At 71.8% G+C, this 15,672-nt stretch carries 14 protein-coding genes; 11 read left to right on the top strand and 3 right to left on the bottom strand.

The window, feature by feature from the left end:
* The first annotated feature begins 10 nt into the window (after positions 1-10).
* From O3S82_RS11645 to holA, 4 genes are all read left to right on the top strand, one after another.
* The gene (locus tag O3S82_RS11645) at positions 11-853 is read left to right on the top strand and encodes a DegV family protein (RefSeq protein WP_269302964.1); all 843 of its coding nucleotides are present in this window, start codon (positions 11-13) and stop codon (positions 851-853) included.
* A gap of 88 nt (positions 854-941) precedes the next feature.
* Positions 942-1,643, top strand: a complete 702-nt coding sequence (locus O3S82_RS11640) for a ComEA family DNA-binding protein (protein WP_269302962.1) — start codon at positions 942-944, stop codon at positions 1,641-1,643.
* The gene (locus O3S82_RS11635) at positions 1,624-3,840 is read left to right on the top strand and encodes a ComEC/Rec2 family competence protein (RefSeq protein ID WP_269302961.1); all 2,217 of its coding nucleotides are present in this window, start codon (positions 1,624-1,626) and stop codon (positions 3,838-3,840) included. The genes O3S82_RS11640 and O3S82_RS11635 overlap by 20 nt, the downstream gene beginning before the upstream one ends.
* A gap of 14 nt (positions 3,841-3,854) precedes the next feature.
* On the top strand, positions 3,855-4,829 hold the full coding sequence (gene holA / locus O3S82_RS11630) for a DNA polymerase III subunit delta (protein ID WP_269302960.1): 975 nt from the start codon (positions 3,855-3,857) through the stop codon (positions 4,827-4,829).
* 57 nt (positions 4,830-4,886) lie between these two features.
* Here holA and rpsT read toward each other — a convergent pair whose 3' ends face one another.
* Entirely contained in the window at positions 4,887-5,147 is a 261-nt protein-coding gene (rpsT, locus tag O3S82_RS11625; RefSeq protein WP_179423740.1) for a 30S ribosomal protein S20, read from the bottom strand.
* Positions 5,148-5,292: 145 nt separating this feature from the next.
* Between rpsT and O3S82_RS11620 the strand changes: the two genes are divergently transcribed.
* The 7 genes from O3S82_RS11620 (at position 5,293) to O3S82_RS11590 (ending at position 14,371) form a co-directional block, all read left to right on the top strand.
* Positions 5,293-5,634: a hypothetical protein gene (locus O3S82_RS11620; RefSeq protein ID WP_179423742.1), complete on the top strand. Its 342-nt coding sequence runs from the start codon at positions 5,293-5,295 to the stop codon at positions 5,632-5,634.
* A 46-nt stretch (positions 5,635-5,680) separates the two neighbouring features.
* On the top strand, positions 5,681-7,540 hold the full coding sequence (gene lepA, locus O3S82_RS11615; protein ID WP_179423744.1) for a translation elongation factor 4: 1,860 nt from the start codon (positions 5,681-5,683) through the stop codon (positions 7,538-7,540).
* Between the two features lie 99 nt (positions 7,541-7,639).
* Positions 7,640-9,475: an AMP-dependent synthetase/ligase gene (locus O3S82_RS11610; RefSeq protein WP_269302957.1), complete on the top strand. Its 1,836-nt coding sequence runs from the start codon at positions 7,640-7,642 to the stop codon at positions 9,473-9,475.
* 24 nt (positions 9,476-9,499) lie between these two features.
* Positions 9,500-10,615, top strand: a complete 1,116-nt coding sequence (gene hemW, locus O3S82_RS11605) for a radical SAM family heme chaperone HemW (protein WP_269302956.1) — start codon at positions 9,500-9,502, stop codon at positions 10,613-10,615.
* A 40-nt stretch (positions 10,616-10,655) separates the two neighbouring features.
* Positions 10,656-12,086 (top strand): basic amino acid/polyamine antiporter, encoded by a 1,431-nt coding sequence (locus tag O3S82_RS11600; protein ID WP_269302955.1) that lies wholly within the window; start codon positions 10,656-10,658, stop codon positions 12,084-12,086.
* A gap of 22 nt (positions 12,087-12,108) precedes the next feature.
* Positions 12,109-13,359: an arginine deiminase gene (locus tag O3S82_RS11595; RefSeq protein ID WP_269302954.1), complete on the top strand. Its 1,251-nt coding sequence runs from the start codon at positions 12,109-12,111 to the stop codon at positions 13,357-13,359.
* The gene (locus O3S82_RS11590; RefSeq protein WP_269302953.1) at positions 13,340-14,371 is read left to right on the top strand and encodes a lysylphosphatidylglycerol synthase domain-containing protein; all 1,032 of its coding nucleotides are present in this window, start codon (positions 13,340-13,342) and stop codon (positions 14,369-14,371) included. Before O3S82_RS11595 ends, O3S82_RS11590 begins: the two co-directional genes overlap by 20 nt.
* On the opposite strand, the gene O3S82_RS11585 is transcribed toward O3S82_RS11590, so the two are convergent.
* Both O3S82_RS11585 and O3S82_RS11580 read right to left on the bottom strand, forming a co-directional pair.
* Positions 14,355-15,191 carry a DUF3097 domain-containing protein gene (locus O3S82_RS11585; RefSeq protein WP_269302952.1) on the bottom strand — a complete coding sequence of 279 codons (837 nt, stop codon included), beginning with the start codon at positions 15,189-15,191 and terminating at the stop codon, positions 14,355-14,357. The two genes, O3S82_RS11590 and O3S82_RS11585, sit on opposite strands and share 17 nt — an antisense overlap.
* Positions 15,184-15,612 (bottom strand): hypothetical protein, encoded by a 429-nt coding sequence (locus O3S82_RS11580; RefSeq protein ID WP_269302951.1) that lies wholly within the window; start codon positions 15,610-15,612, stop codon positions 15,184-15,186. Before O3S82_RS11580 ends, O3S82_RS11585 begins: the two co-directional genes overlap by 8 nt.
* Positions 15,613-15,672: the final 60 nt, after the last annotated feature.

Here is a 15,672-nt window from a genome sequence, read left to right as displayed (position 1 = left end):
GGTCACGAGCATGACCGTGGCCGTCGTCACCGACTCGACCGCGTCGTTGGATCCCGACGACGCGGCGCGCGAGGGCATCACCGTCGTGCCCACGACCGTCATCATCGGCGCGCGCGTCTACACCGAGGGCGTCGACGTCACGTCGCACATGATCGCCGACGCGCTGGCCGACAACGTGCCCGTCAGCACGTCGAGACCCTCGCCCGAGACCTTCCAGGCCGTCTACCGGGCGCTCGCGTCCACCGGCGTCGACGAGATCGTCTCGGTCCACATCAGCTCGAAGGTTTCCGGCACGGTCGACGCCGCGCGCCTGGCCGCCGACCGCGTCGACGTCCCCGTCCGCGTCGTCGACACGATGCAGGCCGGTCTGGCCACGGGCTTCGCCGCGGGTGCCGCGGCTCGCGCCCGCGACGCCGGCGGCACGGCCGAGGAGGTCGAGGCGGCGGCCGTCGCGTCCGCCCGCTCGGCCCGCGTGCTGCTCTACGTGGACACGCTCGAGTACCTGCGCCGCGGCGGCCGGATCGGTCGGGCCGCCGCCCTCATCGGCTCGGCACTCGCGGTGAAGCCGATCCTCACGCTCGAGGACGGCGAGGTGACGCCGCTGGAGAAGGTCCGCACGTCGTCGAAGGCCCTCGCCCGCGTGGAGGCGCTCGCCGTGGAGGCCGTCCGCGGCTACGCCGGCGACTACGACATCGGCGTGCTGCACCTGGCGAGCGAGCCCGTCGCGGTCCGCGTCGCCCAGTCGCTCGCGCAGCAGCTGGACCGTCCCGAGATCCCCGTCGACGAGGTCGGCGCGGACATCGGCGCCCACGTCGGTCCGGGGATGATCGCGGTCACCGTCAGCGCCCGCTGATCCACAGGCGGGTCCAACCCGTCGCGGCGCTCCACAGGCGCGCGATGACGGGTTCCGCGCCGAGGCCGGGGATTCCTAGGGTCGCGGCATGGTTCCCGTCCCGCCCGAGACCCGCGCCCAGGTCGCACGGCAGCGCCTGGCCGAGCTGGCCGCGACGTTCGACGCGACGCTCCCCGATCCCGACCGCCCGCCACCGGGCCGGCGCCGCAAGCCGCGCCGCGTGCTGCGACCCGTCCACGTCCGGTTCGCCGGGGTCGTGGGAGGCGCGGCGGCCGTCCTCGTCGTGTGGTGGCTGCTGGCCGGCCGACCGCAGGAGGTCGCCGTGCCCGACCCGACGCCGGTGGCCGTGAGCGAGGGCGCTCCTGCGGCCTCCGCACCCGCGACCCTCGTCATCGACGTGGCGGGGCGGGTGCGACGTCCCGGCATCGTCACGCTGCCGCCGGGCTCGCGCGTGCACGAGGCGATCGAGGCCGCCGGCGGCACGAAGGGCAAGGTCGACACCGCCTCGCTGAACCTCGCGCGCGTCCTCAGCGACGGCGAGCAGGTCGTGGTGGGCGGACCTTCCGCGGGTGCGGCACCCGCAGGTGACGACGCCCCCGCGACCGTCAATCTCAACTCCGCCGACGTCGTCGCCCTCGACGCCCTGCCCGGCGTCGGCCCCGTGACCGCCGCGGCGATCGTGTCGTGGCGCGACGAGAACGGTCCGTTCCGGTCGGTCGAGGACCTGCTCGACGTGAAGGGGATCGGCGAGGCGACCCTGGCCGACCTGCGTGACCGGGTCGCGCTCTGACCTGAGGGTCGTCCCGGCCGCGCTCGCGGTCTGGGCGGCCGCCGCGGCGCTCTCGCACGCGGCGCCCCCGTGGGCGTTCGGCGCCGCTCTCTCCGGCGCGGTGGTCCTCGCCCTCGGCTGGCGACGCCCGGTGCTCGCGTTCCCCGCCGCCGCCCTCGTGGTGGTCGCCGTCACGTGCGGCTGGCGGGTGACGGCGGTGGAGGCGTCGCCCGTCACGGCACTCGCCGAGCGGGGGACCACCGTCCGCGCCGAGGTCCAGGTGCGCCAGGACGGTCGCGTCTACCGCGCGCCCTCGGGTCCCGGCACGGTCGTCCCGGTGATGGTGCGCGTCGTCGAGGCCCGCGGTCGCACGTGGGAGGTGCGCGTGCGCGCCACGGCGTTCGTCGAGGGGTCGCAGTCGCTCGTCACCGGTACGCGGCTGGCGGTGCGCGCCGAGCTCGCGCCCGCCGACGGCCGGGACGAGGCGGCGGTCCTGCGGGTGCGCGAGTGGCGCAGCGTCGGCTCGGGGCCGTGGTGGTGGCGCTGGAGCGAGGTCGTGCGCGACGGCGTCCGCGACGGTGTCGACCACCGCGACGACCAGGCCGCGGCGCTCGTCCCCGCCCTGGTCGCCGGCGACGAGACCGGACTGTCGGACCGGACCCGCGAGGAGTTCGCGACGACCGGGCTCACCCACCTGCTCGCCGTCTCCGGCGCGAACCTCACGATCGTGCTGGGCATCGTGCTGCTGGGGCTCAAGGCCGTCGGCGCGTCCCGCCGCGTGGTGCTCGCGGCGGGCGCCCTCACGGTGGTCGCGTTCGTGCTCGTCGCACGACCGGAGCCCAGCGTGCTGCGGGCGGCGGTGATGGGATCGGTCGCTCTCGCCGGTCTCCTCGTCGGTCGCACGGGCGCGGGTCTGCGGGCGCTCGCGTGGTCCGTGATCGCGCTGGTCGTGCTGGACCCGTGGCTCGCGACGAGCGCGGGGTTCGTCCTGTCGGTCTGCGCCACGGCCGGCATCATCGCCCTCGCGCCATCCCTGGCCCGTCGCCTCCGCTGGCTGCCCGGGCCACTCGCCACGGCGGTGGCCGTGCCGATCGCGGCTCACCTCGCCTGCCTGCCGGTCGTCACGTCGTTGAGCGGCGAGGTCTCCCTGGTCGCGGTCTTCGCGAACGTCGTCGTGGCCCCCGCCGTCGCGCCCGCCACGGTGGCGGGGCTCGTCGCGGGACTCCTCGACCTCGTCTGGGCGCCCGTCGCGTCGGTCCCCGGCACCGTCGCGTGGGGTGCGGCCTCGGTGATCGTCGCGGTCGCCCGCGTCGGCGCGTCCGTCCCAGGCGCCTCGGTCGCGTGGCCGTGGCCGTGGTGGACGCTGCTGCCACTGGTGCCGGCGCTCGGCGTCGCCCTCTGGTGGCTCGTCCGTCGACCGGCCCTGACCGTCGGCGTCACCCTCGGCCTGCTCGTCGCGATCGTGCGGACGCCGACGCCCGGATGGCCGCCACGGGACGTCGTGGTGGTGGCGTGCGACGTGGGCCAGGGCGACGGGTTCGTCGTGCCGACGGGGCCGGGCGAGGCGATCGTCGTCGACGTCGGGCAGGAGCCCGGACCGATCGACCGCTGCCTCACCGAGCTGGGTGTCGAGCGCATCCCGCTGCTCGTGCTCACCCACGGCGACGCCGACCACGTCGAGGGCTGGCGCGGCGCGGTCCGCGGGCGCGAGGTCGAGGTGCTCGGCGACGGTCCGTCCGGCGGCCCGGGCGTGCCGGCCGCGCGCCGAGTCCGCCTCCTGTCGGGCAGCACGCTTCAGGTCGGGGACGTGCGCCTCGAGGTCCTCTGGCCGCGCACCGACGCCGAGCGCGTCCCGCCCGAGGCGCGCAACGACGTGAGCGTGGTGCTGCGGGCCACCGTTCGCGGGCACCGCGTCCTGTTCACCGGCGACCTGGGGGAGGAGGCCCAGCGGGGGCTCGGCCGCCTCCACCCCGACCTGGCCGCCGACGTGCTGAAGGTGGCGCACCACGGCAGCGCCGACCAGTGGCCGGGGCTCGTCGAGAGGGTCGCGCCGACGGTCGCGCTGATCGGCGTGGGCGCCGACAACCCGCACGGTCATCCCACCGGGGCGGCCCTGGACGAGCTGGCCTCGCACGGGGTCTCGGTGTGGCGCACGGACACCTCGGGCACGGTCGCGGTGGTCGATCGCAACGGGAGACTCGTCGTGTCGGCGCGGTGACCTATTCTCGGGACGTGGCGAACCCGTTCGGCAAGATCCTGCTGGTCACCGGCAACTCCGAGTTCCTCTCCGACCGTGCCCGGCGCCAGGCCGTCGCGCAGGTCCGCGAGGCGGCGCCCGAGGCCGAGATCGCCGAGTCGTCCGCCTCCTCGCTCACCCCGGGCGAGTTCACCGCGCTCACCAGCGCGTCGCTGTTCAGCCAGGCCACGGCCGTCGTCCTCACCGACCTGCAGGACCTCGGCGAGCAGGTCGCCGCCGAGCTGCTCCAGTACGCCGCGTCGCCGTCCGACGACACGGCCGTCGTGCTGGTGCACGGCGGGGGAGCGAAGGGCAAGGGCCTGCTCGACAAGCTGCGCAAGACCGCGGCCGTCAGCGAGGTCGCCCAACAGGCGCCGAAGTACGAGCGCGACCTCATCGCGTGGGTGCGCCAGGAGGCGCGCTCGCGCGGCCGAGCGATCGACGACGAGGGCGCGGCGCTGCTCGTGGCGGCGGTCGGCTCGGACCTGCGGTCCCTGGCCGCGGCCGTCGACCAGCTGGTCACCACCCTCGCCGAGGGGGAGCGGCTCGACGCCGCGGTCGTCGGACGGTACTTCGGCGGGCGCGCCGAGGTGCGCGGCTACGAGATCGCCGACGCGGCCCTCGACGGGCGCCTCGACCTCGCGCTCGAGCGGGCCCGGTGGGCCGAGGCCGCGAAGGTCGCGCCGCTGCTCATCACCGCGGCGCTCGCGTCCGGCCTTCGCCAGCTGGCGCGCGTCGCCACGGCCGACCCCGGCCTGCGCGACGCCGACCTGGCCCGCGAGGTGGGCGCGCCGCCGTTCAAGATCCGCACGCTGCGCCAGAGCGCTCGTGGCTGGACCGAGGCGTCCCTGCGCCAGGCGCTCGACGCCGTCGCCCGCGCCGACCTCGCGGTCAAGGGCGGCTCGGCCGAGCCGGGTCACGCGGTCGAGCGGATGATCATCGACATCGCGGTCGCGCGCTCGCGCGGCTGACTCCCGAACGCACGAACGCCCCGCCACCCATCCGGTGCGGGGCGTTCGAGGCGGAGCTCAGAGAGCGGCGGCCTTCTTGGCGATCGCCGACTTGCGGTTCGCAGCCTGGTTCTTGTGGATGACACCCTTCGAAGCAGCCTTGTCGAGCTTCTTCGCGGTGTCGGCGGCGAGGACCTTCGCCTCGTCGGCGTTGCCGGCCTCGACGGCCTCCTGGAAGCGGCGAACCGAGGTCTTCAGTGCCGAGCGCACGGACTTGTTGCGCTCGCGCGCGGCCTCGTTCTGCCGGTTGCGCTTGATCTGCGACTTGATGTTCGCCACGGCAAACCTGTTCTTTCGTCGTTCTGGGTGATGAGAAGTCTGGTCGCGTCCGAGCCCGTCGTACGGTGGGCTGGACACGCAATCGTCAATGCTACCAGCGGTGACGGTCGGTCCTCAAATCCGGTGCGTCTCGTAGGCTACGGGCGTGCAGCTCCTCTACGACATCCTGGTCTGGGTCCACATCGCGTGCTGGGTCGCGGCCCTCGTCCTGTGGGCCATGTCCCTCAAGGCTCCGCGCGTCCCGAAGGGCATGGCGCACGCCGTCGCCACGGCCCTGGTCATCGGCATCGTGCTGACCGGCATCGGCTCGGCCAGCGAGGCCGTCCACGACCCGAACAACGCGAAGGTGGGCGTCAAGCTCGTCATCGCCGCGGTCGCCACCGCGCTGGCGTTCATGAAGCAGAAGCTCCCCGCGCCGAACCCGTGGGGACACGTCGTGGCGGCCCTCGTGCTCGTCAACGTCGTGATCGCGTACGCCTGGCGCTGATCGGCTGTCACGACCCCTGTGCGGGTCGTGGACAATGGATCTCACCATGACGCGCCCCACCACCGCCCCGGCCCCGGGGTCGACGCCGCCCGACCTGCTGCGGAACTTCTGCATCATCGCGCACATCGACCACGGCAAGTCGACCCTCGCCGACCGCATGCTGCAGCTGACCGGCGTCGTGGACGAGCGCGCCGCCCGCGCCCAGTACCTCGACCGGATGGACATCGAGCGCGAGCGCGGCATCACGATCAAGAGCCAGGCCGTGCGGATGCCGTTCACGAAGTCCGACGGCGACGACGCTGGCACGACCTACGTGCTCAACATGATCGACACGCCCGGGCACGTGGACTTCACCTACGAGGTGAGCCGCTCGCTCGAGGCGTGCGAGGGCGCGATCCTGCTGGTCGACGCGGCCCAGGGAATCGAGGCGCAGACGCTGGCGAACCTCTACCTGGCGATGGACGCCGACCTGCACATCATCCCGGTGCTCAACAAGATCGACCTGCCGGGCGCGCAGCCCGAGAAGTACGCCGAGGAGATCGCCGGGATCATCGGCGGCGACCCCGACGACGTGCTGCGGGTCTCGGCCAAGACCGGCCAGGGCGTCGAGGCGCTGCTGAACCTCATCGTCGACGAGGTCCCGCCGCCCGAGGGCGATCCCGACGGCCCGCCGCGTGCGCTGATCTTCGACTCCGTCTACGACACGTACCGCGGCGTCGTGACCTACGTCCGCGTGGTCGACGGCAAGCTCAGCCACCGCGACAAGATCAAGATGATGTCCACCGGCGCGGTCCACGAGATGCTCGAGGTCGGCGTGATCAGCCCCGAGCCCGTCAAGGAGGACCACCTCGGCGTGGGCGAGGTCGGCTACCTCATCACCGGCGTGAAGGAGGTCCGCCAGAGCCGCGTCGGCGACACCGTCACGTCGGCCACGAAGCCGGCCTCCGAACCGCTCGGCGGCTACCAGCACCCGAACCCGATGGTGTTCTCCGGCCTGTACCCGATCGACGGCGACGACTTCTCCACCCTGCGCGACGCGCTGGAGAAGCTGCAGCTCAACGACGCGGCGCTGGTCTACGAGCCCGAGTCGTCCGGCGCACTGGGCTTCGGCTTCCGCATCGGCTTCCTGGGCCTGCTGCACCTGGAGATCGTCCGCGAGCGGCTCGAGCGCGAGTTCAACCTCGACCTCATCTCCACGGCGCCCAACGTGGTCTACCGCATCGAGCTCGAGGACGGCAGCGAGCACGTCGTCACCAACCCGAGCGAGTACCCGAACTCGGGCAAGATCGCGAAGGTCTACGAGCCCGTCGTCTCGGCCACGATCCTGGCGCCCTCGGACTACATCGGCACGATCATGGAGCTCTGCCAGGCGCGACGCGGCCAGCTCGGCGGCATGGACTACCTGTCCGAGGACCGCGTCGAGATCCGCTACACGCTGCCGATGGGCGAGATCATGTTCGACTTCTTCGACGCGCTGAAGTCGCGCACGAAGGGCTACGCCTCGCTGAACTACGAGCTCGCCGGCGAGCAGGCCGCCGACCTGGTGAAGGTCGACATCCTGCTGCAGGGCGAGGTGGTCGACGCGTTCAGCGCGATCGTCCACCGCGACAGCGCCTACACGTACGGCGTCGCGCTCGCGGGCAAGCTCAAGGAGCTCATCCCGCGCCAGCAGTTCGAGGTGCCGATCCAGGCCGCCATCGGCGCGCGCGTCATCGCCCGCGAGAACATCCGCGCGATCCGCAAGGACGTCCTCGCCAAGTGCTACGGCGGCGACATCAGCCGCAAGCGCAAGCTGCTGGAGAAGCAGAAGGAGGGCAAGAAGCGCATGAAGATGGTCGGTCGCGTCGAGGTCCCCCAGGAGGCGTTCATCGCCGCCCTCTCCACCGGGGACGCCAAGCAGTCCTAAGCCCTCGGGGCCAACTGTGACGAGAAACACCCGCGTGGCCCGTACGCGCGGGTAGGGTGACGGGCATCACAGTGTCGACCGTCCCCCGGGAGCTCTCCAATGTCCGTCTCCGCCGCCGACCAACTCACGATCGTCCAGAACCGCGCCCGCAGCGTCGGTGAGCTGTTCTTCAGCCGCGTCGACGCGTCAGGTCCCCGCGAGGCGTTCCGCTACCCCGATGCCGACGAGAACTGGCACTCGCTGACCTGGACCCAGTCCGGCGAGAAGGTCACGAAGCTGGCTGCGGGCCTCGTCGCCCTGGGCATCGAGCCCGAGGAGCGCGTCGCGATCGCGTCGGGCACGCGCATCGAGTGGATCCTGTCCGACCTCGCCATCAACTCCGCGGGCGCGGCCACGACCACCGTCTACCCCAGCACGGTGACGAACGACGTCGTCTACATCCTGGCCGACTCCGAGAGCCGCGTCGTCTTCGCCGAGGACGACAGCCAGGTCGCGAAGCTGCGCGAGGGCCGCGCCGAGCTGCCGCAGGTGGCCAAGGTCGTCGTCTACGAGGGCGAGACCGACGGCGACTGGGTCATCTCGTTCCAGGACCTGCTGGACCTCGGCGAGAAGCACCTCGCCGACCACCCGGGCGTCGTGCAGGAGCGCATCGCGGCCACGGGCCCCGAGTCCCTGGCCACCCTGATCTACACGTCGGGCACCACCGGCCGTCCCAAGGGCGTTCGCCTCGTGCACGACTGCTGGACCTACGAGGGCGCCGCCGTGGCCGCGCCCGGCTTCCTCTCCATCGACGACCTCGAGTACCGCTGGCTGCCGATGGCGCACTCGTTCGGCAAGGTGCTGCTGACGACGCAACTCGCCGTCGGCTTCCCGTGCGCGGTCGACGGCCGCGTGCCGAAGATCGTCGAGAACCTCGCGGTCGTGAAGCCCACGTTCATGGGCGCCGCGCCGCGCATCTTCGAGAAGGCCTACGGACGCATCGTCGGCATGATGGAGGAGGAGGGCGGCCCCAAGCTCAAGCTCTTCCACTGGGCCGAGCGCGTCGGCCTGCAGGTCTCGCGCCTCACCCGGGCCGGCAAGCCCGTGCCCCTGCCGCTGAAGGTGCAGCACGCGATCGCCGACAGGCTCGTGTTCTCCAAGGTCCGCGACCGCTTCGGCGGGCGCGTCCGGTTCTTCATCTCCGGCGCCGCCTCGCTCTCCACCGACATCGCCGAATGGTTCCACGCCGCCGGCATCCTCGTGCTGGAGGGCTACGGCCTGACCGAGACGTCGGCCGGCGCCGTCGTGGCCCACCCCGACGACTTCAAGATCGGCACCGTCGGCCGACCGTTCCCCGGCTCCGAGGTCAAGATCGCCGAGGACGGCGAGGTCCTCATCAAGGGCCCGAACGTCATGCGCGGCTACCACAACCTCGAGACCGAGTCGGCGTCCGCGCTGACCGACGACGGCTGGCTCGCCACCGGCGACATCGGCGAGTTCGACGCCGACGGCTTCCTGCGGATCACCGATCGCAAGAAGGACCTCTTCAAGACCTCGGGCGGCAAGTACGTCGCGCCGTCGCACATCGAGGGCATCTTCAAGGCGGTGTGCCCTCTGGCCAGCCAGATGGTGGTGCACGGCAACGACCGCAAGTTCTGCTCGGCGCTCATCACGCTCGACCCCGACGCCGTCGACGGCTGGGCCGAGCACCACGGCATGGCCGGCAAGTCCTACCAGGAGATCGTGTCCTCGCCCGGCATCCAGCAGCAGATCGCGCAGGACGTGGAGGAGCTCAACGCGAAGCTCAACCCGTGGGAGACGATCAAGAAGTGGGCCGTCCTCGATCACGACCTGTCGATCGAGTCCGGGGAGATCACGCCGAGCATGAAGGTCAAGCGCCGGGTCGTCGAGGAGCGCTACGCCGACGTGCTCGACGGCTTCTACGCCGGGGCCTGACGGGCCGCCACGTACCCTTGGTGCGTGGCGTTCGGCATCTACCTGCACGTGCCGTTCTGCTCGGTGCGGTGCGGCTACTGCGACTTCAACACGTACACCGCCGACGAGCTCGGCGGGCCCGACGTGGTCGGTGCGTCGCGCACCACCTACATCCAGGCGGCGCTGCGCGAGCTCGACCTCGTGCCCGAGCGCACGGTCGACACGGTGTTCGTCGGCGGCGGCACGCCGTCGCAGGTGCCTGCGGGTGACCTCGTGCGGTTCCTGAAGGCGGTCGACGCGCGCGGCGGGCTGGCCCCCGGCGCCGAGGTCACCACCGAGGCCAACCCCGACAGCGTCTCGCCCGCCTCGCTCGCCGAGCTGCGCGAGGGCGGCTTCACCCGGATCTCGTTCGGCATGCAGTCCGCCGTGCGGCACGTCCTGTCGGTGCTCGACCGCACGCACGATCCCGAGCGCGTTCCGCAGGCCGTGGCCTGGGCGCGCGAGGCCGGCTTCGAGCAGGTCAGCCTCGACCTCATCTACGGCTCGCCCACCGAGACGATGGACGACTGGCGTCACACCATGGAGGCGGCGCTGGAGATGGAGCCCGACCACATCAGCGCCTATGCGCTGATCGTCGAGGACGGCACCGCCTTCGCCCGCAAGGTCCGTCGCGGTGAGGTCGTCATGCCCGACGACGACGAGACCGCGGACAAGTACCTGCTGGCCGACGACCTGCTCGAGGCCGCGGGGCTGCGCTGGTACGAGCTGTCGAACTGGGCTCGCGACGAGGCGGCACAGTGCCGTCACAACGTCGGCTACTGGAACGGCGGCGAGTGGTGGGGCGTCGGACCCGGCGCGCACTCGTTCGTCGACGGTGAGCGCTGGTGGAACGTCAAGCACCCCGCCGCCTACGCGCAGCGGCTCACGGCGGGGGAGTCGCCCCGTGCCGACGGCGAGCGTCCCGACGCCGATGCGCGTCACCTCGAGGACGTCATGTTGCGCATCCGCCTGGCCGAGGGGATCGAGCCGAGCCTGCTCGGCGACGTGAGCCGGTTCGTCGACGCGGGCTGGCTCGAGCCGCGCGGCGACCGCGTGGTGCTGACCCGCACGGGCCGCCTCATGGCCGACCGTGTGGTCCTTGAGGCTGTCGGCGACCTCTGAGGTCTGTTCGGCACCCTGTCGGCTGCGCTACGTTCGCCCCATGGGGGACGTGGAGGTCACCACCTCGAAGGTCAGCCGCCCGGTCCTGACCGCGATGGTCATCGGCTCCATGGTCGGAGCCGGGGTCTTCTCGCTGCCGGCGCGCTTCGGCACGGCCACGGGCGTCGCGGGCGCCCTCATCGCGTGGACGATCGCCGGCACCGGCATGCTCATGCTGGCCTTCTGCTTCCAGGCCCTCGCGGTGCGCAAGCCCGAGCTGGACTCCGGCGTGTTCATCTACGCCAAGGCCGGGTTCGGCGACTACGTCGGCTTCAACTCCGCGGTCGGCTTCTGGGCCAGCACGATGGCCGGCAACGCCTTCTACTGGGTCTTCATCACTGCGACGATCGGCGCGTTCTTCCCGGAGTTCGGCGACGGCGACACGATCCTGGCGGTCGCGATCTCGTCCGCCGGCGTGTGGGTGTTCCACGTCCTCATCGCGCGCGGCGTCCGCGACGCGGCCGTCATCAACCGCCTCGTCACGATCTTCAAGATCATCCCGATCCTCGTGTTCATCGTGGTGCTGGGCCTGAGCTTCGACGCGGGCACGTTCAGCGAGAACTTCTTCGCCTACGGCGACCTCGGCTCGATGACCGAGCAGGTCAAGAACACGATGCTCGTCACGACCTTCGTCTTCATCGGCATCGAGGGCGCGAGCGTCTACTCCCGCTACGCCCAGCGGCGCGAGCACGTCGGCCAGGCCACGGTGGTGGGCTTCCTGAGCGTGCTGGCGATCTTCTCGCTCGTCACCCTCGTGTCGTACGGCGCGTTCCCGCAGTCGCAGATCGCGAACACCCGGCAGCCGTCGATGGTGGGTCTCTTCGAGGAGACCGTCGGCCCGTGGGGCGAGTGGTTCATCAGCGCGGGTGTCATCGTGTCGGTGCTCGGCGCCTACCTCGCGTGGACCCTGATGGCCGCCGAGGTCGCGTTCGTCCCCGCCCGCAGCAACGACATGCCGCGGTTCCTCGGCCGCGAGAACGCCTCGGGAACCCCGATCGCCGCGCTCATCGCGACCACGATCGGCGTGCAGGCCCTGCTGGCGCTGACGCTGTTCGTCGACGACTCGCTCAACTTCATGCTCGACCTCACCACGAGCCTCGCGCTCGTGCCGTACCTGCTGGCGGCGGCCTACGCGCTGAAGCTGACCCTGTCGGGTGAGACCTACGAGGAGGACTCCTCCGAGCGGGTGAAGCACGGAGTCTTCGCGGGCGTCGCCACCGCGTACGCGATCTTCCTCTTCGTCGCCGCAGGTCTGGAGTTCCTGCTGTTGTCGTGCCTGCTCTACGCGCCCGCGGTGCTGCTCTACGTCATCGCGCGCTTCGAACGCCGTCTGCGGATCTTCACCGTGTCGGAGGGGGCGTTGTGCGCGATCATCTTCATGGGCGCCGTCGTCGCCCTGTTCGCACTCGTCACCGGCTGGATCACGCTGTGATGCCACGTCCCGAAGGAGCCCCATGACGAACCCGTCCGACGCCTACGGCGTCCACTCCGAGGTCGGTCGACTGCGGAAGGTCCTGGTCTGCGCGCCGGGTCTCGCGCACGAGCGACTCACGCCGTCGAACTGCGACGACCTGCTCTTCGACGACGTGCTGTGGGTGCAGAACGCGCAGCGCGACCACGAGGACTTCGTGGGGAAGATGCGCGAGCGGGACGTCGAGGTCGTCGAGCTGCACGACGTGCTCGCCGACACGATGGCCGACCGCGCGGCCCGGGCCTGGCTGCTCGACCGCAAGATCGTCGCGAACGAGGTCGGCGTCGGGCTCGTGGAGGAGACCCGCGGCTACCTCGACGACCTGCCCGCCGACGAGCTGACCCGCTTCCTCATCGGAGGCCTCTCCACCCGCGACCTGCCGCGCGAGCTTGCGCCGGGATACCGCGCGCTGGTGCGGGAGGCGCACGGCGGCCACGAGTACCTCATGCCGCCGCTGCCGAACACGCTCTACACGCGCGACACCACGTGCTGGGTGTACGGCGGCGTCACGCTGAACCCGCTGTACTGGGCGGCGCGCAAGGACGAGACGCTGCTGATGAAGGCGGTCTACGAGTTCCATCCCGACTTCGCCGGCTCGAAGGTCTGGTGGGGCGACCCCGAGGTCAACTGGGGGACCGCCACGGTCGAGGGCGGCGACGTCCTCGTCCCCGGCAACGGGGTCGTGCTGATCGGCATGAGCGAGCGGTCGTCGCGCCAGGGCATCACCCAGCTGGCCAAGTCGCTGTTCGACCAGGGCGCCGCCGAGAAGGTGATCGTCGCCGGCATGCCGAAGCTGCGCGCCGCGATGCACCTCGACACGGTGTTCACGTTCGCCGACCGCGACGTCGTGACGATCTACCCCGACATCGTGAACACGATCCACGCGTTCACCGTGCTGCCGGGCGAGGGTCTCCCGGGCATCGAGGTCATCGACCACGAGGACACCCCGTTCCTCGACGTGGTCGCCGACGCGCTGGGCATCGAGAAGTTCCAGGTCGTCGAGACGGGCGGCAGCGAGTACGACACCGAGCGCCAGCAGTGGGACAGCGGCAACAACCTCGTCGCCCTCGAGCCGGGCGTCGTGGTGGCCTACGACCGCAACACCCACACGAACTCGCTGCTGCGCAAGGCCGGCATCGAGGTCATCGAGATCGTCGGAGCCGAGCTCGGGCGCGGCCGCGGGGGCGGGCACTGCATGACGTGCCCGATCATCCGTGAGCCCCTCGACGGCTGAGCCGCGCCGCCGCTGGCTGCGCTTCGCGGTCACCGTCGGGTTGACGCTGCTGGTCCTGGTCGTCGGGATCAGCCTCGCGGACGAGATCGACTGGGAGGGCGTCCGGTCCTCGCTCGCCCGCCTCGAGGCGTGGCAGCTGCTGGTGCTGTGCCTCGGGCTGCTGCTGCGGCAGTGGCTCAACGCGCTGCCGCTGGCGCTGTTCATCGACGGTCTCCCGTCGTGGCGGGCGATGCAGAACGACCAGGCCGCGATCCTCATGACCACGGTCGCGCCGCCCCCGGCGGACTACGTGATGAGGTTCGCGATCTTCACGTCCTGGGGGATCGCGCTGCCCGCCGCGGTGGCCGGCTCGATCATGAACACGCTCTCGTTCTACGTCGTGCGGTTCGGGGCGCCGGTGCTGGGCAGCCTGCTGATGATCCTCCTCGGCACGTTCCACCTCGGTGAGCTGCTCGGCGCCCTGCCGAGCATGCTCGTGAGCGTCGCGATCCTCGGGGCGCTGTGGCTGGCGTTCCGTGGCGAGGCGTTCACGGCCGCGCTCGCGCGCCGGGCCGGCGACCTCGTGGCCCGGGTGCGGCCGAAGGTCTCGGGCGAGGCCTGGGCGGAGTCGGCGGCCGGCTTCCGTCGCCAGGTCATCGGGCGGGTGCCGCGGGCGCTGCCGCGCTCGCTGCTCGCGCTGACGGCCATGGTGCTGGTGGACGCGACGCTGCTCGTCGCGTCGCTCCGGTTCGTCGGGGTGGACGCGCAGCAGGTGCCCGCGATCGAGGTCGTCGTGGCGTTCCTCGTCGCCTACCCGCTCACGCTGTTCCCGTTCTCGGGCATCGGCATCCTCGACGCCGTGGTCATCGCGACCCTCCTCAGCGTCGGCACCGACGTGTACGAGGAGGGCGTCATCGCAGGATTCTTCGTGTGGCGCATCGTGACGATCGGCGGCCCGATCCTGCTGGGCCTGCTGTCGGTGGCGCTGTGGAAGTGGGAGCTGCTGCGGCGCCCGACTACGCCGGCTGCGTGACGAAGTCGATGAGCTCCTCGACCCGCCCCAGGAAGGCCGGCTCGAGGTCGGTCCAGGAGTCGACCCGGCCGAGGATCGCCTTCCACGCCCGCGCGATGTCGGCCTGCTCGGCGTGCGGCCAGCCGAGGTGGGCGCAGATGCCCTTCTTCCACTCGATGGTGCGGGGGATCGTGGGCCACGCGTCCATGCCGAGGCGCTGCGGCTTCACGGCCTGCCACACGTCGACGTAGGGGTGACCCACCACCAGCAGGTGCGGCACGTGGGCGACGGCGTCGGCGAGGCGCTGCTCCTTCGAGCCGGGCACGAGGTGGTCGACGAGGACGCCGAGGCGGCGCTTCGGGCCGGGGGAGAAGTCGCGCACGATGCCCGCGAGGTCGTCGATGCCGCCGAGGTGCTCCACGGCCACGCCCTCGGCGCGCAGGTCGTCGCCCCAGACCTTCTCGACGAGCTCGGCGTCGTGACGACCCTCGACGAAGATGCGGCTGGGCAGCGCGACCTTCGCGCGGGTGTCGGCCGCGACGCGCGAGCCCGAGGCGGTGCGGGTGGGCGCGGCGGCGACCCTCGGCGTGGGCGCGACGAGCACGACGGGCTTGCCCTCCATGAGGAAGCCGGGGCCGAGCGGGAAGACCTTGCGTCGCATCCGGCGGTCCTCCAGCTCCACGGTGCCGAGGTCGCGCTCGACACGCATGATCTCGCCGACGAAGCCGGAGGAGGCCTCCTCGACGACCAGGCCGGGATCGGCGGCCAGCTCGGTGGAGCGGCCTCGGGCGGGCCGGCGCCAGTCGCCGGAGAGCACGTCGGACCCGTAGCGGTCAGCCATGGCCGAACCACACGCCCAGGAGTCGCTGGTGGAAGTCCTCGACGTCGTCCTTCGTGCCGCTGTCGAGCGTGTCGCCGGCGATGAGGCCGATCGCGAGGTCGACCGCGGCGGGCCAGGTCTCGGGGACCTCGGCCGGTATCTCGTCGGTGACGAGAGCGCCGAGCGCGACCTCGGGCGCGTGACCGGGGCGGGTGACCACCATGACGAGCTCGCCGCCCTCGGGCCCATGGCCCAGGTGCGAGACCTCGACGAACGCCTCGCCGACGGCGCCGGCCCAGACCGACGCCATCGAGCCGCCGCGCGACTCGTGCGCGACGGTGGTGCCGTCGGGGGCGGTCACGGCGTAGGGGGTGTAGACCAGGACCTGGTCCCCGTCGACGACCTCGATCGCGCCGTCGGGGCGCACGGAGACCTCACTCACCCCGACAGGTTGCCATGTCCGCGGACGCCGTTCGTGCAGGCACACCGCCCTCGACGGCCT

Source organism: Aeromicrobium sp. HA, assembly GCF_027171405.1.
In the GTDB taxonomy this organism is placed as follows: domain Bacteria; phylum Actinomycetota; class Actinomycetes; order Propionibacteriales; family Nocardioidaceae; genus Aeromicrobium; species Aeromicrobium tamlense.
The sequence above is the reverse complement of the archived record's forward strand: the minus strand, read 5'-3'. Positions and strand labels throughout refer to the sequence as shown.